This is a genomic window from Gryllotalpicola sp. CP2-P1, assembly GCF_057512245.1.
Genome location: NZ_JBLRDT010000003.1, coordinates 18,551 through 35,915 on the forward strand (window position 1 = coordinate 18,551; position 17,365 = coordinate 35,915).

At 70.1% G+C, this 17,365-nt stretch carries 14 protein-coding genes; 2 read left to right on the forward strand and 12 right to left on the reverse strand.

The features are described from left to right. Positions 1 to 55: 55 nt before the first annotated feature. The 8 genes from tpiA to uvrA all read right to left on the reverse strand — a co-directional run bounded on the left by tpiA (position 56) and on the right by uvrA (position 10,745). Positions 56 to 862, reverse strand: coding sequence for a triose-phosphate isomerase (gene tpiA, locus ACM2XV_RS00725; protein WP_344777960.1), 807 nt, complete (start codon positions 860 to 862; stop codon positions 56 to 58). After that, positions 859 to 2,082, reverse strand: a complete 1,224-nt coding sequence (locus tag ACM2XV_RS00730; protein ID WP_344777958.1) for a phosphoglycerate kinase — start codon at positions 2,080 to 2,082, stop codon at positions 859 to 861. The genes tpiA and ACM2XV_RS00730 overlap by 4 nt, the downstream gene beginning before the upstream one ends. 40 nt (positions 2,083 to 2,122) lie before the next feature. Continuing rightward, positions 2,123 to 3,127 (reverse strand): type I glyceraldehyde-3-phosphate dehydrogenase, encoded by a 1,005-nt coding sequence (gap, locus tag ACM2XV_RS00735; RefSeq protein WP_487025650.1) that lies wholly within the window; start codon positions 3,125 to 3,127, stop codon positions 2,123 to 2,125. Positions 3,128 to 3,227: 100 nt separating this feature from the next. Continuing rightward, positions 3,228 to 3,851 carry a superoxide dismutase gene (locus ACM2XV_RS00740; protein WP_487025651.1) on the reverse strand — a complete coding sequence of 208 codons (624 nt, stop codon included), beginning with the start codon at positions 3,849 to 3,851 and terminating at the stop codon, positions 3,228 to 3,230. Between the two features lie 100 nt (positions 3,852 to 3,951). Continuing rightward, on the reverse strand, positions 3,952 to 4,929 hold the full coding sequence (gene whiA / locus ACM2XV_RS00745) for a DNA-binding protein WhiA (RefSeq protein ID WP_487025652.1): 978 nt from the start codon (positions 4,927 to 4,929) through the stop codon (positions 3,952 to 3,954). Positions 4,930 to 4,952: 23 nt separating this feature from the next. Next, positions 4,953 to 5,849, reverse strand: coding sequence for an RNase adapter RapZ (gene rapZ, locus ACM2XV_RS00750; RefSeq protein ID WP_344778432.1), 897 nt, complete (start codon positions 5,847 to 5,849; stop codon positions 4,953 to 4,955). Between the two features lie 22 nt (positions 5,850 to 5,871). Beyond that, the gene (gene uvrC / locus ACM2XV_RS00755; protein ID WP_487025653.1) at positions 5,872 to 7,848 is read right to left on the reverse strand and encodes an excinuclease ABC subunit UvrC; all 1,977 of its coding nucleotides are present in this window, start codon (positions 7,846 to 7,848) and stop codon (positions 5,872 to 5,874) included. Positions 7,849 to 7,850: 2 nt separating this feature from the next. Beyond that, complete coding sequence (uvrA, locus tag ACM2XV_RS00760; RefSeq protein WP_487025661.1) at positions 7,851 to 10,745, reverse strand: excinuclease ABC subunit UvrA; 2,895 nt, start codon at positions 10,743 to 10,745, stop codon at positions 7,851 to 7,853. 175 nt (positions 10,746 to 10,920) lie between these two features. On the opposite strand from uvrA, the gene add reads away from it, so the two are divergent. Beyond that, positions 10,921 to 11,985, forward strand: coding sequence for an adenosine deaminase (add, locus tag ACM2XV_RS00765; protein ID WP_487025654.1), 1,065 nt, complete (start codon positions 10,921 to 10,923; stop codon positions 11,983 to 11,985). 44 nt (positions 11,986 to 12,029) lie between these two features. On the opposite strand, the gene ACM2XV_RS00770 is transcribed toward add, so the two are convergent. Further along, positions 12,030 to 13,568, reverse strand: a complete 1,539-nt coding sequence (locus tag ACM2XV_RS00770; protein ID WP_487025655.1) for an HNH endonuclease signature motif containing protein — start codon at positions 13,566 to 13,568, stop codon at positions 12,030 to 12,032. Positions 13,569 to 13,873: 305 nt separating this feature from the next. Between ACM2XV_RS00770 and ACM2XV_RS00775 the strand changes: the two genes are divergently transcribed. Then, positions 13,874 to 15,448 (forward strand): ABC-F family ATP-binding cassette domain-containing protein, encoded by a 1,575-nt coding sequence (locus tag ACM2XV_RS00775; RefSeq protein WP_487025656.1) that lies wholly within the window; start codon positions 13,874 to 13,876, stop codon positions 15,446 to 15,448. A 54-nt stretch (positions 15,449 to 15,502) separates the two neighbouring features. Here the strand turns inward: ACM2XV_RS00775 and ACM2XV_RS00780 are convergent, their stop codons facing one another. The 3 genes from ACM2XV_RS00780 to ACM2XV_RS00790 form a co-directional block, all read right to left on the reverse strand. Continuing rightward, complete coding sequence (locus ACM2XV_RS00780; RefSeq protein WP_487025657.1) at positions 15,503 to 16,075, reverse strand: GNAT family N-acetyltransferase; 573 nt, start codon at positions 16,073 to 16,075, stop codon at positions 15,503 to 15,505. A 58-nt stretch (positions 16,076 to 16,133) separates the two neighbouring features. Next, entirely contained in the window at positions 16,134 to 16,856 is a 723-nt protein-coding gene (locus ACM2XV_RS00785; protein WP_487025658.1) for a tyrosine-protein phosphatase, read from the reverse strand. 39 nt (positions 16,857 to 16,895) lie between these two features. Next, the coding region (locus tag ACM2XV_RS00790; protein WP_487025659.1) for a hypothetical protein at positions 16,896 to 17,365 on the reverse strand (470 nt) is incomplete at its 5' end.

Below are 17,365 nucleotides of genomic sequence, written 5' to 3' on the forward strand. Positions count from 1 at the left end.
GGTCAGGTCGGGTCGGCCGATCACGGTCGCGACCGCTGCCCGGCCGGCCCGCCGATCAGTAGGTCGCGTGCTTCTTGTAGCGCACGATTGCGGCGAACTCGTCGACGTCGAGGCTCGCACCGCCGACGAGCACGCCGTCGACGTCGGGGCACTTCATGAAGCCGACGATGTTGTCGGACTTCACCGAGCCGCCGTAGAGGATGCGCGTGGTCGCCGCCGTCTCGTCGCCCACGACCTGGCGCACCACATCGCGCAGCACGGATGCCACGTTCTGCGCCTGCTCGGCCGTAGCCGCGGCCCCCGCGCCGATCGCCCACACGGGCTCGTACGCGACGACGAACTCGTCACCGGGCTTGAAGTCGATGAGCGCGCCGCGCAGCTGGTTCGCGGGAACGGCGCTCGGCTCGTGGCGCTCGAGGTCCTTCGCGGTCTCGCCGACGCAGATGAGCGGCACGAGGCCGGTCTCTTTCGCGGCCTTCGCCTTGGCGGCGATGGTCTCGTCGGACTCCACGTGCCGGTAGCGGCGCTCGGAGTGGCCGACGATCACATAGTCGCAGTCGAGCTTCTTGAGGAAGCCCGCCGAGATCTCGCCGGTGTAGGCGCCGGCGGCGTGCGTCGAGACGTCCTGCCCGCCGTACTTCAGCTGCAGCTTGTCGGCCTGCACGAGCGTCTGCACACTGCGCAGGTCGGTGAACGGCGGGAAGACCGCCACCTCGACGTCGTCGTAGTCGTGCTGGGCATCCTTGAGGGTCCACGCGAGCTTCTGCACGAACGCGATCGCCTGCAGGTGGTCGAAGTTCATCTTCCAGTTCCCCGCGATCAGCGGGGTGCGGCGGGTCTCGGCCACGGGCGCGTCGCTCACTCGGCGGCCTCCCAGCCGAGCGCCTCGAGCCCGGGCAGCTTCTTGCCCTCGAGGAACTCGAGGCTGGCGCCGCCGCCGGTGGAGATGTGCCCGAACTGCTCGTCCTGGAAGCCGAGCGCGCGCACGGCGGCTGCGGAGTCGCCGCCGCCGACGACCGAGAGGCCGTCGACCTCGGTCAGCGCCTGGGCGACGGCCTTGGTGCCCGCCGCGAACGGCGCGAGCTCGAACACGCCCATGGGGCCGTTCCAGAACACGGTCTTGGCGGAGGCGATCTTCTCGGCGAACGCCGCGGCGGTCTCGGGGCCGATGTCGAGCCCGAGACCGGCCGAGCCCCAGGGGGTGCCCTCGATGTCGTCGACCGGGCGCACCTCGTGCGCGGCGTCGGCGCCGAACTTCTCGGCGACGACGACGTCGGTCGGAAGCACGATCTCGACGCCGAGCTCCTCGGCCTTCGCGAGGTAGCCCTTCACGGTGTCGATCTGGTCGGCCTCGAGCAGGCTCGAGCCGACCTTGTGGCCCTGGGCCGCGAGGAAGGTGAACAGCATGCCGCCGCCGATGGCGAGCGAGTTCACGCGCGGCAGCAGATGGCCGATGACGCCGAGTTTGTCGCTGACCTTCGAGCCGCCGAGCACGACCGTGTAGGGGCGCTCGGGGTTCTCGGTGAGGCGGTCGAGCACGTCGAGCTCGGCCTGGATGAGCAGGCCCGCGGCGCTCGGCAGCGCCTCAGCGAGCTCGTAGACGGATGCCTGCTTGCGGTGCACCACGCCGAAGCCGTCGGAGACGAACGCGTCGCCGAACGCGGCGAGCCGGCCGGCGAACGCGGTGCGCGCGCTCTCGTCCTTCGAGGTCTCTTCGGGGTTGAAGCGCAGGTTCTCGAGCACGACCACCCCGCCGTCTTCCAGCGCCCCGACCTTGGCCTCGGCATCAGGGCCGACCGTGTCGGTCGCGAACTCGACGGATGCGCCGAGCAGCTCGCCGAGTCGGGCGGCGACGGGCGCGAGCGAGTACTTCGGGTCGGGTGCGCCGTCGGGGCGCCCGAGGTGGCTGATCACCACGACTCGGGCGCCCTGCGACAGCAGCGCGTTGAGGGTGGGCAGGGACGCGCGCACGCGGCCGTCATCGGTGATGACGCCGTCCTTCAGCGGAACGTTCAGGTCGCAGCGAACCACGACCTTCTTGCCTGCGAGCGAGCCCAGTGATTCCAGGGTGCGAAGCGCCACTGCGTGTCCTCTTGTCTCTCGTCGGTGCGGCCTCGAGCGCTTAGAGGCGCTCGGCCACGTAGTCGGCCAGGTCGACGAGGCGGCGCGAGTAGCCCCACTCGTTGTCGTACCAGGACGACAGCTTCACCTGGTCGCCGATGACGCGGACGAGACCGGCGTCGAAGATCGACGAGTGCGGGTTGCCGACGATGTCGCGCGAGACGATCGGGTCCTCGGTGTACTCGAGGATGCCCTTGAGCGAGCCCTCTGCGGCCTCCTTGTAGGCGGCCTTGATCTCGTCGACGGTCACCGGCGTCTTGGTGGTGACGGTGAGGTCGGTGATCGAGCCGGTGGGGGTCGGCACGCGCAGCGCGAAGCCGTCGAGCTTGCCCTGCAGCTCGGGCAGCACCAGGCCGATGGCCTTCGCCGCACCCGTCGAGGTGGGGATGATCGAGAGGCCGGCGGCGCGAGCGCGGCGCAGGTCCTTGTGCGGGCCGTCCTGCAGGTTCTGGTCGGCGGTGTAGGCGTGCACCGTCGTCATGAGGCCGCGCTCGATGCCGAACTTGTCGTTGAACACCTTGGCCAGCGGCGCGAGGCAGTTGGTCGTGCAGGAGGCGTTCGAGATGATGTGCTGCGTCGCCGGGTCGTACGAGTCCTCGTTCACGCCGATGACGAAGGTGCCGTCCTCGTTGGTGGCAGGGGCCGAGATGATGACCTTCTTGGCGCCGGCGTCGAGGTGCGCCTTTGCCTTCTCGCCGTTGGTGAAGAATCCGGTCGACTCGATGACGATCTCGACGCCGAGCTCGCCCCACGGCAGGTTGGCGGGGTCGCGGTCGGCGAGGACCTTGATGCGCTTGCCGTCGACGACGATGTCGTCGCCGTCGACCGCCACGGTCTCCTTCAGCGTGCCCAGGATCGAGTCGTACTTGAGCAGGTGCGCGAGCGTCTTGGCGTCGGTGAGGTCGTTGACGGCGACGATCTCGAGGTCGGTGCCCTTCTCGAGCGCTGCGCGGAAGAAGTTGCGACCGATACGGCCGAAGCCGTTGATTCCGATCTTTACGGACACGGGGATCTCCAGGTGGTGTCGATGCCGGCGCTGCCGGCTGGTGAGGGTGGTGAGGTGCAGAACCGGCGCCCGGCATTGTGTGCCGGGCGCCGGACATCAGCTACGGAAGCAGCAGACCGGAGGTGGTGGTGCGCGCCTTCTCGAAACGGGCGTTGACGTCGGCCCAGTTCGCGATGTTCCAGAACGCCTTGACGTAGTCGGCCTTGACGTTGACGTAGTCGAGGTAGAACGCGTGCTCCCACATGTCGAGGAGCAGCAGCGGAACGGTCGCGGCGGCCAGGTTGCCCTGGTGGTCGTAGAGCTGCTCGATGATGAGCTTCTGTCCGAGCGAGTCCCACGCGAGGATCGACCAGCCGGAGCCCTGGATGCCGAGGGCCGAGGCGGTGAAGTGCGCCCGGAACTTGTCGAACGAGCCGAAGAACTCGTCGATCGCCGCGCCGAGCTCGCCCTCGGGCTTGTCGCCCCCGTCCGGCGAGAGGTTGTTCCAGAAGACCGTGTGGTTCACGTGGCCGGCCAGGTTGAAGGCCAGGTCCTTCTGAAGCTTGTTGACGTAGGTGAAGTCGCCCGCGTCGCGCGCCTCGGCGAGCTTGGCGAGAGCGGTGTTCGCACCGTCGACGTAGGTCTTGTGGTGCTTGTCGTGGTGAAGCTCCATGATCCGGCCCGAGATGTTCGGCTCGAGTGCCGAGTAGTCGTAGGGCAGGTCGGCGAGCGTGTAGTCAGCCATTCACTCTTCTCCTCGTATCTTCTGCAGACGTTCTCAACTCTAGTAACGCGAGAGCGTGCGGATAAGGCTCGAAGGACCGCATGCCCGCTTGCGTTACGGCCTATTCCTCGAGCTCGGGGGGAAGGTTCGCCTCCGTGCCGGGAATCCCGAGATCCGCGGCCTTCTTGTCGGCCATCGCGAGCAGCCGGCGGATGCGGCCGGCGACCGCGTCCTTCGTCATGGGCGGGTCGGCGTGGTGGCCGAGCTCGTCCAGGCTCGCGTCGCGGTGGGCGAGGCGCAGCTCGCCCGCGTACTTGAGGTGCTCGGGCAGATCGGGCCCGAGGATCTCGAGCGCGCGCTCGACGCGCGCGCACGCGGCGACCGCCGCCTGGGCGCTGCGGCGCAGGTTCGCGTCGTCAAAGTTCACGAGTCGGTTCGCCGTTGCGCGCACCTCGCGGCGCTGCCGCAGCTCCTCCCAGCTGCGCACGGTGCCGGCGGCGCCCATCAGCGACAGCATGCCGCTGATCGCCTCGCCGTCGCGGATCACGACCCGATGCACGCCGCGCACCTCGCGCGCCTTGGCCGCGATGCCGAGGCGCCCGGCCGCGCCGACGAGCGCCATGGCGGTCTCGTTGCCGGGCGTCGTGATCTCGAGCGAGGCGGAGCGACCGGGGTCGGTGAGGGAGCCCGCGGCGAGGAACGCCCCGCGCCACACGGCGGCCAGCTCGTCGCGCGAGCCCGTCGTGAGCTTGTTGGGGAGCCCGCGGATGGGGCGACGGCGCGCGTCGAGCAGGCCGGTCTGGCGGGCGAGCGTCTCACCGCCGTCGACGACGCGGACCACGAACTGGTCGGTGCGACGCGTTCCGGATGCCTTGATCGCGGCGCCCTCTGAGCGGACTCCGTAGAGCTCGGCCAGGCCTCGAGCCACGTGGCGCGCGAGCTGCGGGCTGTCGAGCTCGCTCTCGATGGCGATGCGGCCCGAGATGACGTGCAGGCCGCCGGCGAGGCGCAGGATGGTGGCGAGCTCCGCCGCACGTACCGTGGTCTTGCCCGCCTCGACCGAGAGAAGCTCGTCCTTCACGTCCGCGGTCAGTGCCACTGAGTTACGTCCAATCTGCCGCGTCACTCGCGGCCAAGGTCACGGTGCTTGACGTTGACGGCGACTCCGGGCAGGGCAGAGGCCCGCCGCGCCAGCTCCTCGACGATCGCGACGGAGCGGTGCTTGCCGCCGGTACAGCCTATCGCGATCATCGCGTGGCGCTTGTTCTCGCGCTGGTAGCCGGCGAGGGCCACCTCGAGCATGCGGCTCCACAGATCGACGAACTCGGCCGCCCCGTCCTGCTCGAAGACGTAGTCGCGCACCGGCTCGTCCGTGCCGTTCAGCGCACGCAGCTCGGGAACCCAGAACGGGTTCGGCAGGAAGCGCACGTCGGCGATCATGTCCGCATCGCTCGGCAGCCCGTACTTGAAGCCGAAGCTCGAGATCGTCAGCTGCACGCCGGGAGTCGTGTCGGTCTTGTACGCGTCGTGGATCTGGTTCGTGAGCTGGTGCACGTTCAGCTCGGAGGTGTCGATCACCTTGTCGGCGAACTCGCGCAGCTGCTTGACCCGCGTGCGCTCCTCCATGATCCCGTCGAGGATCGTGCCGTTGCCCTGCAGGGGGTGCGGGCGGCGCACCGACTCGAAGCGCCGCACCAGCGCGGCATCCGACGCGTCGAGGAACAGCACCGACAGGCGGACGTTGTCGCGCAGCGACGGCAGGAGGTCCTGGAGCTCGGTGAAGAAGTCGCGGCCGCGCACGTCGAGCACGGCGGCGATACGCGGAGTGTCCTGCTCGGTGCGGCCCGCCAGGTCGAGCAGCGGCCGCAGCATCTGCGGCGGCAGGTTGTCGACGACGAACCAGTCGAGGTCCTCGAGGGCCTTTGCCACGGTCGACCTGCCGGCGCCGGACATTCCGGTGACGATGAGCACCTCTTGCGTCGACATGGCGGTGCCCGGTGCTGTCTGCGCTGGTGGCATGGCCGTCACACCACCAGCCTATTCACTCGCCGGTGGCACCGGGGGCCGGCTGCGCCGCCTGCGCCGTCTCCGCCGCGTGCAGGGTGTCGTACACGGCCTGCGCGAGCGCGGGGCCGATGCCGCGCGTCTCGGCGATCGCCTCGACGGATGCCTGCCGCAGACGCGCCACGGAGCCGAAGTGCCCCAGCAGCTCTTTGACGCGGGCGGGCCCGAGGCCGGGCACCGTGCCGAGCACGGTCGAGATGTCGCGTTTGCGGGTCGAGCGCTGATAGGTGATCGCGAAGCGGTGCGCCTCGTCGCGGATGCGCTGGATGAGGAAGAGCGCGTCGGAGTTGCGCGGCAGGATCACGGGATAGTCGGAATCGGGCAGCCACACCTCCTCGAGGCGCTTGGCGATGCCCGCGAGCTGGATGCCTCGCACACCGGACTCGTCGAGCGCGCGCTTCGCGGCGTTCACCTGGGGCTGCCCGCCGTCGACGAGCAGCAGCTGCGGGGCATACGCGAACTTCTTCCGGCGGGTCTCGCCCGTCTCGTCGTCGCGCTCGGCGACGGGGGCCGCCGCCTCCTCTTGCAGATAGGCGAGGCGCCGCGTGAGCACCTGGTAGATCGAGTCGGTGTCGTCGGTCGTCTCGGGGATCGAGAAGCGGCGGTACTGGTCTTTGCGCGGCAGGCCGTCCTCCATGACGACCATGGAGGCCACGACGTTCGTGCCCTGCAGATGGGAGACGTCGTAGCACTCGATGCGCAGCGGCGCCTCGGCCATGCCGAGCGCGTCCTGGATGACGTTCAGCGCCTGCGAGCGGGCGGTGAAGTCGGCGCTGCGGCGCGTCTTGTACAGGGCGAGAGCGCCCTTCGCGTTGATGGCGGCGGTCTGGGCGAGTTGGGCCTTGTCGCCGCGCTGTGCGGTGCGGAGCGCGACCGCTCCCCCGCGGCTCGCGTCGTCGAACTCGGTGCGCCGGGCCGTGAGCCACTGCTCGAGCGCCTCGCTGTCGTCGGGCACCTCGGGCACGATGACCTCGCGCGGGGGCGCGAAGTCGCCGTCGTAGGCGTTCTGCAGCACGGTCTCGACGAGCTCGCCGAGCTCGAGGTCGAGCTCTTTGTCGACGACCCAGCTGCGTGTTCCGCGGATGCGGCCGCCGCGCACGATGAACTGCTGCACCGCGGCCGCGAGCTCGTCGTGGGCGATGCCGAAGACGTCGGCGTCGACGTTGTCGGAGAGGACGACCGCGGTCTTCTCCATCACGGCGGTGAGCGCCTGGATGCGGTCGCGATAGCGCGCGGCTAGCTCGAAGTTCAGCTCGGCCGAGGCATCCGTCATCTCCTTGGTGAGCGTGCGCAGGTAGCGCTGGTCGCTGCCGGACATGAAGTCGACGAACTCGTTCGCGAGCTCGCGGTGCTCTTCGCGGGTGATGCGGCCGACGCAGGGCGCCGCGCACTTGCCGATGTCGGCGAGCAGGCACGGGCGGCCGGTCTGCTCGGCGCGGCGGAACACCCCGTCGGAGCAGGAGCGCATCGGGAACGCCTTGAGCATCAGATCGAGCGTCTCGCGGATGGCCCAGACCTTCGTGTACGGCCCGAAGTAGCGGCTCGTCTTGTCTTTGCGACTGCGGGTGACGAGCGCGCGGGGCACGTTCTCGCCGAGGGTGACGGCGAGGTAGGGGTAGCTCTTGTCGTCCTTGAAGACGACGTTGAAGGGCGGGTTGAACTCCTTGATCCAGGTGTACTCGAGCTGCAGCGCCTCGAACTCGTTGCCGACGACCGTCCACTCGACGCTCGCCGCGGTCGTGACCATGCGGCGGGTGCGCTCGTGCAGATTGCGCAGCGGCTGGAAGTAGTTCGAGAGCCGCGCGCGCAGGTTCTTCGCCTTGCCGACGTAGAGCACGCGCTGGCTCGCGTCGCGGAAGCGGTACACGCCGGGAGAGGTCGGGATCTCGCCCGTCTTCGGCTTGTAGGGGACGGTCTGGCTCGGCGCGCGCCCGTTGGTGATGGCGGGGCCCACGGTCAGGCGGATGCCTTCGCGAGAGCGCGCTCGTCGAGCCCCAGGATCTCGCGCAGGAAGAACCCCGTGTGGCTCGCCTCGACCTGGGCGACCTGCTCGGGCGTTCCCGTGGCGATCACCTGGCCGCCGCCCGCGCCGCCCTCAGGCCCGAGGTCGATCAGGTAGTCGGCGCTCTTGATGACGTCGAGGTTGTGCTCGATGACGATGACCGTGTTGCCCTTCTCGACGAGGCTGTCGAGCACGAGCAGCAGCTTGCGCACGTCTTCGAAGTGCAGGCCCGTCGTCGGCTCGTCGAGCACGTAGATGCTGCGGCCGTTGGTGCGGCGCTGCAGCTCGGTGGCGAGCTTGACGCGCTGCGCCTCGCCGCCCGAGAGCGTCGTGGCGGACTGGCCGAGTCGCACATAGCCGAGGCCGACGTCGACGAGGGTCTTCAGGAACCGGTGGATCGAGCCGATCGGCTCGAAGAACTCGGCAGCCTCGGCGATCGGCATGTCGAGCACCTCGGCGATGTTCTTGCCCTTGTAGTGCACCTGCAGCGTGTCGCGGTTGTAGCGTGCGCCGTGGCAGACCTCGCAGTCGACGTAGACGTCGGGCAGGAAGTTCATCTCGATCTTGATCGTGCCGTCGCCCTGGCAGTTCTCGCAGCGGCCGCCCTTGACGTTGAAACTGAAGCGGCCGGGCTGGTAGCCGCGGGACTTCGCCTCGACGGTCTCGCTGAACAGCGTGCGGATCTTGTCGAACACGCCGGTGTAGGTCGCCGGGTTCGACCGCGGGGTGCGGCCGATCGGCGCCTGGTCGACGTGCACGACCTTGTCGAGGTTGTCGACGCCGGTCACGCGCGTGTGCTTGGCGGCCACCTTGCGTGCGCCGTTGAGGCGCTGCGCGAGGACGCGATAGAGGATGTCGTTGACGAGGGTCGACTTGCCGGAGCCGGACACCCCCGTCACCGCGGTGAAGACGCCGAGCGGGAACTCGACCGTCAGGTCCTTGAGGTTGTTCGCAGTGGCGCCGACGACCTGCAGCATCCGCTTCTTGTCGACCTTGCGGCGCTTCTTCGGCACGGCGATCGCCTTGCGGCCGGCGAGATAGTCGCCGGTCAGCGAGTCCTTGTTGTCGACGAGCTCGTCGTAGGTGCCGGAGTGGACGACCTTGCCGCCGCCCTCGCCCGCGCCGGGGCCGATGTCGACGATCCAGTCGGCGGTGCGGATCGTGTCTTCGTCGTGCTCGACGACGATCAGCGTGTTGCCCAGGTCGCGAAGGGCGACGAGGGTGTCGATGAGGCGGCGGTTGTCGCGCTGGTGCAGGCCGATCGAGGGCTCGTCGAGCACGTACAGCACGCCCGTGAGGCCCGAGCCGATCTGCGTCGCGAGCCGGATGCGCTGCGCCTCGCCGCCCGAGAGGGTTCCGGCCGCGCGCGCCATGTTCAAGTAGCCCAGCCCGACCTGGATGAGGAAGTCGAGGCGCAGCTTGATCTCGCGCAGCACCTGAGCGGCGATCGTCGCCTCGCGGTCGGTGAGCGTGAGCTTGTTCATGAACTCGCGCGAGTCGGTGAGGCTGAGCTCGGCGACATCGGCGATCGAGTGGTCGTGGATGAGCACCGACAGCACCTCGGGCTTGAGGCGCTTGCCGTCGCAGACGGGGCACGGCACCTCGCGCAGGAACTCGGCCCAGCGCTGGCGCTGCGTGTCGGTCTCGGCCTGGGCGTACTGGCGCTCGATGTAGGGCACAACGCCCTCGAAGCCCGAGGTGTAGCTCATCTCGCGGCCGAAGCGGTTGCGCCACTTGACCTTGACCTCGAAGTTCTCGCCGTGCATGACCGCCGTGCGCACGCGCTCGGGCAGCTTGTTCCACGGCGTGTCGAGGTCGAAGTCGAGGTCGCGTGCGAGGCCGGCGAGCAGCTTCTCGTAGTACTGGTAGAGGCTCTTGCCCTGGCTCGTCCACGGGATGATGACGCCCTCGGCGAGGCTCAGCTCGGGGTCGCCGAGCAGCAGCTCGTCGTCGACGGCCATGCGCACGCCGAGGCCGGAGCACTCGGGGCAGGCGCCGAACGGCGCGTTGAACGAGAAGGTGCGCGGCTCGATCTCGGTGAGCTGGATCGGGTGCCCGTTCGGGCAGGCGAGCTTCTCGCTGAAGGTCACCCATGCCTCGGGCGAGTCTGCCGGGGCGTCGACGAAGTTCACGTCGACGAGGCCGTCGCTCAGGCCGAGCGCCGTCTCGATGGAGTCGGTGAGCCGGCCGAGGATCTCGGGCCCGGCGACCAGACGGTCGACGATGACCGAGATGTCGTGCTTGTAGGACTTCTTCAGCGTCGGCGGCTCGGTCAGCGCGTGCTGCTCGCCGTCGACGAGGACGCGGGCGAAGCCCTTGGCCGCGAGCTCTTTGAAGAGGTCGACGAACTCGCCCTTCTTCTGCTTCACGACGGGGGCGAGCACCTGGTAGCGAGTGCGCTCTTCGAGCTCCATCAGCTGGTCGGCGATCTGCTGCACGGTCTGGCGCTGGATCTTCTCGCCGCACACGGGGCAGTGAGCGACGCCGATGCGCGCCCAGAGCAGGCGCATGTAGTCGTAGATCTCGGTGATCGTGCCGACGGTCGAGCGCGGGTTGCGGTTCGTGGACTTCTGGTCGATCGAGACCGCGGGGCTCAGACCCTCGATGAAGTCGACGTCGGGGCGGTCGACCTGGCCGAGGAACTGGCGCGCGTAGGCCGACAGCGACTCGACGTAGCGGCGCTGGCCCTCGGCGAAGATCGTGTCGAAGGCGAGCGAGGACTTGCCTGAGCCGGAGAGCCCGGTGAAGACCACCAGGGCATCGCGGGGGATCTCGAGGTCGACATTGTGCAGGTTGTGCACGCGCGCGCCGCGCACGCTGAGCTTGGCTCGCGAGTCGACCGGGTGCACGTGCCCGAACGCTGCGGAAGTAGTGGGGGACGTCACCTTTCGAGTCTAGATTCGACCACCGACATTGCGCTTGGCGGGGGCCTCGCCTGCGCTTGGCGCGGGCCTCTGCCGAGCCTCGCGGGCGCGCGGCGCGGGCCTCTGTACCGAGTGACGGCGGCCGTGCCACGATGATCGCGTGCTGGCATACCGCGACTACCTCAGGCTCCTTCCCAAGACCGAGTTGCATTGCCACTTCGTCTCGACGCTGAGTGCCGCACGACTCATCTCGCTCGCCGACCGCTACGGGGTCGAGCTGCCGACCACCGACCCCGAGGAGCTGTTCGCCTACGACGACCTCGCCGACTTCCTCGTGGCCTTCCGGGCGGCGACCGACGTGCTGCGCACGTCGGAGGACCTCGCGACGACCGCCTACGACGGGGTCCGTGCCGCGGTGATCGCGGGCAATCTGCGCTACCGCGAGTACGGCGTGAACCCGCAGTACTTCGCTGCGCGGGGCATGGGCTACCGCGAGTTCCTCGAGCCGGTGATCGACGGCCTGCGTGCAGCCGAGCGCGATCTGGGCGTCGGCTTCCGACTCGTGGTGGCGATCAACCGGCGCGAGTCGGCGGGAAGCGCCGTCGAGCTGGTCGAGCAGATGATCACCCACCCGTACCCGGAGGTGGTCGCGCTCGGGCAGGACGACCTCACGCCCGAGAACACCGAGGACCCCGGCCGCTTCGCCGAGGCGTACGCGCTGGCGAAGCGGCACGGGTTCCACCTCACCGCCCACGCGGGCGAGACCGCAACCGCCTCTGCAGAGGACGTGCGCGTGGCCGTTGACGTGCTCGGGGTCGATCGCATCGACCACGGCTACCGCGTGCTCGACGACCCCGAGCTCGTCGCGCGCCTGCGCGAGCGGCAGCTGCCGTTCGCGACCACTCCCCTGTCGACCCGCGCACTGTCGGGGTGGGCGCTCGACCCCGGTCACCGGATTGCGCGGATGATCCGCGCCGGGCTCAACGTCTCGGTCTCGACCGATGACGGCGTCTTCTTCCGAACCGATATCGGCCGCGAGTACAGCGAGGGCCTCTTTTCGTTCGGCATCGACGCGGAGGGCGCCAAGGCGGTCGCTCTCGCCGGCATCGACGGCGCGTTCTGCGACAGTGATGAGAAGGCTCGGCTGCGCGCGGCATTCCACGCCGAGTTCCTGGCGCTCGACGCGCTGCTCGAACCAGGGGCGCACGCGGCCGCGCCCGCGTAGCCGCACGCGGCCGGCCGCAGCGCGACGCCACACAGACTTCCGCCTCATGCGCCGTCGCTCTCGAGCAGTAGCTGCGCCTGCACCCCGGCCTTCGAGTGCAGTCTGATCGGATCTCGCCCCGGCCACAGCAGCCAGTACTCCGAGCCGCGCCGCTCGACGCGCGCACCATGGTTGTGCAGCATCAGGTGATGTCGCCTGCAGAGCAGGACGCCGTCGCGCGTCTCGGTTCTGCGGTTCGCGGGACTCGCGCCCCAGGGGTTGTCGTGATGCGCCTCAGTGGCACCGGGAGGCATCGGGCAGTCGGGCCAGAGGCACCCGCCGTCGCGCGTCGCCATCGCTCGCCGCTGTCTGCCGGTGAAGAGCCGATGGTCCTTTCCGACGTCGATCGCCTGGCCTGTCTCGTCGAAGAGCATGGGGGTGAACCCGCTGCCGCAGACCATCCGCAAGGCATCCGTCGCGGTGATCGGGGCGTTCGCCCCGTCGACCCAGGCGATGCCCTCATCGGGCCCCGCACACGGGAGGCCGAAGGATGCGCCCGGGCAGCTGGTGTGATCGCCCGCGTGATGCCGCGCGAGAATCGCCTGCGCCGTGCGCGCCTTGGCGAGATCGCGCGTGGTGACCGCCACCGTGACCTGGGGCCGCTGCCGCGAGAGCAGCACGTTCTGCTCGGACCGGCCGCCGCACTCGACCAGGTCGACGAGCGTGTCGGCCTGTAGCTGCTCATTGCTGCGCGGGTCGTCGTCGAGCTCGCGTGCCCAAGCGAGCTCGGCCTCGTCGCGGAAGCGCGGACCGCCGAGCCGCGGCGACAGCATGGCACGGATCGGCCCATAGAACCGTGCATCGGATTCCGGGTCGAGATCGATGTCGTAGTGCACCATGCCGCTCGTACGCACGTGCCGTCGGAACGAGCGCATCTCCTTCCGCTGCTCGGCCTCGCGGGCGGCCGCCAGCGTGTCGAGCGAGGCGTGCATGCGCTGAGCGGCACGGGAGAGGTCCTCAGGAGACCACTGGCCCGACCAGCAGTCGGCGATCAGTTCGAGCACCCCGCGGCGCCACGCGACAGCCAGCTCGCTCAGCCGGGGCGTGCCGAGCGCTCGCCGTAGCGCGTCGCCCTGCGCCGCGCTCAGCCACTCGTTGCGCACGGCGACGCCGATCGGCGCATCCCACGAGCCGGGCAGGCCGGCGAGGGTCGATATCGAGCGCGGCGCAGGCTCGCCCCGTGGCTCACCTGCCGCCGGATGAACGGGGGCGACCGCCTGGGCGGTCTCGAGCAGATCGCCCACACGGATCAGCCGAGTGGCCTCGTCGCGGCTCACGCCCGTGAGGTTCTGAATGAGCCCGACGCCGTCTCTGAAGCCGCGCCGCTGGGCGAGCCCGTCGACTCCGAGCTCGCGCGCGGACTTGCGCTGAATGTCGGCGGCGAGCAGTGAGATGGTTCCGCCGATTCGCGAGCGGATGCCGCCGAGGAGCTGCGTCGCCCGCGCCTCTTCGTCGGGCGTCAGTGCCGCGAGATCGTCGGCACACGGCAGCGCCCGGTCGACCATGGCGGCCAGGCTCTGAAGCGACTCGAGTACCGAAGACATGCCATCAGGCTAGAGCGCACCACCGACATTCAAGGCCTGAATGGCGAATCTGTGTACTACTTCGTTGATTTCGGTATGTGAGCGGAAAGTGCTGCCCAACGGGTGACCGGCCCACGCATCCATGCCATCATTGACGTGTTCCCGCGGATTACCCGCTATGCCAGGGAACGGGACGAAGGACAGGGAATGACGGGCATCACCGGTTTCGCGACCACTCGCTGACACCGCCGCCTGCCCGCCCCTGATCGAGCACCAAGGCTCCGCCGTGTCGGCATTCCATCTCGACACGAACCGGAGCCTTTTCCATGCCCTCTGCACCCTCGGTCGTCTTGAACGACCTCACATTCACCTGGCCTGACGGCGATCTCGCCCTCGACGGCCTCACCGGCTCCTTCGGCCGCGGCCGCACCGGCCTCATCGGCGCGAACGGCGCCGGCAAATCCACGCTGCTGCGGCTGATCGCGGGCCGTCTCACGCCGACGAGCGGGACCGCGACCGTCACGGGCACGGTGGACTATCTGCCGCAGCACCTCACGCTCGATGCGGATGCCACGGTGGCCGAGCTGCTCGGGGTGCGCGCCGCGGTCGACGCCGTCCGCGCGGTCATGCGCGGCGACACGGACCCCGCGAACTACGACCTCATCGGCAGCGACGGGTGGGATCTCGAAGAGCGTGCCAGCGCCGAGCTCGCCGCGACGGGGCTGCCCGCCGACCTCGACCGCCGGGTCGACGAGCTGAGCGGAGGCGAGGCGATGCTGGCCGGCGTCGTCGGGGTGCGGCTGCGCGGGGCATCCGTCGCCCTGCTCGACGAGCCCACCAACAACCTCGACGGCGACGCGCGTGAGCGGCTCTACGAGCTGGTGCGCGGGTGGCGCGGCGCGCTCATCGTGGTGAGCCACGACACGGCGCTGCTCGAGCTGATGGATGACACGGCCGAGCTGCGTGGCGGCGCGCTCACGGTCTTCGGCGGCCCGTTCAGCGCCTATCGCGCCTGGCTCGACGAGCAGCAGGCGGCGGCTCGGCAGGCTCTCGCCACCGCCAAGCAGCGCCTGCGCGTGGAGCAGCGCGACCGGATCAGGGCCGAGGCCAAAGTGGCGCGCAGTGCCGCAGACGGTCGGAAGAAGCGAGCGAACGGCGATTTCGGCAAGGCGATGTTCGATGCGATGAAGAACTCGGGTGAGAAGTCCGGCGCGAAGATCCGTGGCCTGCATGCAGGGCGCGAAGCCGAGGCCAAGGCGGCGGTCGAGGCCGCAGACCTGCTGATCCGCGACGACGATCGCATCACGGTCGACCTGCCGGACCCGGGACTCGCGCGTGGGCGCCGGATCGCCGTGCTGCGCAGCGCGGACGGGCGCGAGTTCGTGCTGCAGGGCCCCGAGCGGGTCGCTCTCACGGGGCCGAACGGCGTCGGCAAGACCACACTGCTCGAGCGACTCGTGGGCGGCGACGGCCTGCTGGCGGAGCGGGTCGCGTACCTCCCGCAGCGCATCGACACCCTCGACGAGAGCGGAACCGTGCTGGCGAACGTCGCCGCATCGGCGCCGAACACCACGACGGGTGAGCTGCGCAATCGGCTGGCCCGCTTCCTCATCCGCGGCGACGCCGTCGACCGGCCGGTCTCGAGTCTGTCGGGCGGCGAGCGCTTCCGGGTCGGGCTCGCTCGGCTGCTGCTCGCCGACCCGCCGGCCCAGCTGCTGGTGCTCGACGAGCCGACCAACAACCTCGATCTCGACTCGATCGACCGGCTGGTCGAGGCGCTCTGCGCCTATCGCGGCGCGCTGCTCGTCGTGAGCCACGATCGCGGGTTCCTCGAGAGGCTGAACCTCGACGTCGAGCTGCGGCTCGAGGCATCCGGCAACCTCACGACGCTGGCGCGCTGAGTGCGACGCCCTGCGCACGCGACGCCCTGCGCACGCGACGCCGGCCGCGTCGTTTCAGTGCAGGGCGGCCGCGAGCTCGGTGTCGGCGAGGTCCCGGAAGGCGTAGACGAGCCGAACCGCCGACGGGTCCGGGTTGCCGGCATCGGGCCCGCGGTGCACGAGCTTCATGCCGAGCTTCTCGGCGACCGCCTTCGACGCCGCGTTGTGCTCGAGCAGGTACGCGATGACTGGGGATGCCGGGCGCGCGGCCTCTGCTCGCGAGATCGCCCGCCGGCTGAGCTCCGTCGCGAAACCACGACCCTGCGCCGCGGGCGCGAAGCGGTAGCCCAGGTTCCACACCCCGCCGGGCAGCACCGAGCAGCCGCCGTAGCCGACGATCCGGTCGCCGCCACGCTCACGTGCGACCCAGGTGTCGAGCCCGACGGCATCCCAGCCGGCCATCCAGCGCCGCACCCTCCCGACCGTCTGCGCGCGCTCAGTGGGGCGCAGGCTCGGGAAGTGCTCCCAGACCCGCGGGTCTGAGAGGATCGCGTGCAGTCCGTCGACGTCGTCGAGCGTGGGGCGATAGAGGTCGAGCCGGTCGGTGGAGTCTTCGGGAGTCCGGGGCGCTGAGTCGGGGGCGGGCACGCCACGAGCCTAGGGGGCCGAAGGAGCACTGGGGGCACGGCGGCGCACTCCTCGCCCATCAGACGACGAGAAGCCCTCGCAGTCGTTCCCGCGTCTCCTCGTGCACCCCGAGGTCGGTCATGATCTGCGGCGCGCTCGCCGCGGTCTCGCGCACGATCGGCAGTTTGTCGGCGAGCCACGCGTCGGTCTCATCGGCCGTCCAGCGAGACTGCCGATCGACCGCCGGCGCATGAATCGCCGCACCCGCCATCGCGCGCACCGAGTGCGCGTAATCCTGCGCGACCGCGTCGGGGACGACCCCCGCATTGCCCAGCAGCAGCGCCGCGATCATGCCCGTGCGGTCGCGCCCCGCGCTGCAGTGCACGAGCACGCCCGGCCCGGCAGCAGCCACTGCTTCGAGAGCCCCGCGCACGAGGTGCGGCTGCAGGCGCCAGTTGTGCGCCCAGTACTCGGGCGAGTCGAGGATCGGGAAGCAGACCCGCCGGAACTCCTCGTCGCTCTGGTCTTCGGTCGGGGCATCCGCCACGGTGATGTCGGCGATGCTGGCGGGCGCGAGCTGCGGGTCCCCCTCGCGCGGCCCCACCTCGTGCGCGCAGCGCAGGTCGACGATCGCGCGCAGCCCCCAGTCGCGCGCCTGCTGCCAGCCGAGGGCCGTGAGCCGCTCGCGGCGCGGCCCGCGCGCGACGCGGCCGAACGCCGTCACGCCGCTCGGCGACAGGGCGGTGGGCAGGCCGCCGAGATCCTTGGCGTTGACGTAGCCGTCCCAGGCGAGCTCGCGCATGCGGTCAGCCTACGGACCGCGCCTGCGCGGCATCCGCTCTCACTCCACGCTTCTGGCGAGCCGCGCGAACAGCAGCGCGCCGAGCGCGAGCAGCGCGATCGCGGCGATCACGGCTGCCGGCGCCCACTCGGGGTGCGGCGCACCGCGCAGCCAGAGGGTCAGGGCCAGCATCCCCTCGCAGGGAACGACGACGATGCCGGCGACGACGAGCGGCCGCGCGAAGATCCGCAGCTCGACGCGCGCCGCGAGCGGCGTGAGCGCGGCGCGCGCGGCGAGAACGTGGGCGAGCGCGATGCCCGCGAGCACGGCATACGGATGCCACGAGCCGGCGCCCGGCGGCTGGGAGAGCTCGGACAGCGCGAGACTCAGCATCGCGACCCATGCGAGCTGCACCCACGGCGTCGTCGCGGCGGCCAGAGCGCCGAGCACCGCGACCCACCCCCACGCGTCGGCCAGGTGCAGTGCCGCGGTCGCGAGCAGCACGACGCCCAGAGCCGCGCGCACGGCCC

Excerpts from the sequence above, each read along its gene's own strand:
- ACM2XV_RS00770 (WP_487025655.1), bottom strand. The coding sequence starts at position 13,568 with ATGTCTTCGGTACTCGAGTCGCTTCAGAGCCTGGCCGCCATGGTCGAC.
- ACM2XV_RS00785 (WP_487025658.1), bottom strand. The coding sequence starts at position 16,856 with ATGCGCGAGCTCGCCTGGGACGGCTACGTCAACGCCAAGGATCTCGGC.
- rapZ (WP_344778432.1), bottom strand. The coding sequence starts at position 5,849 with ATGCCACCAGCGCAGACAGCACCGGGCACCGCCATGTCGACGCAAGAG.
- ACM2XV_RS00775 (WP_487025656.1), top strand. The coding sequence starts at position 13,874 with ATGCCCTCTGCACCCTCGGTCGTCTTGAACGACCTCACATTCACCTGG.
- ACM2XV_RS00740 (WP_487025651.1), bottom strand. The coding sequence starts at position 3,851 with ATGGCTGACTACACGCTCGCCGACCTGCCCTACGACTACTCGGCACTC.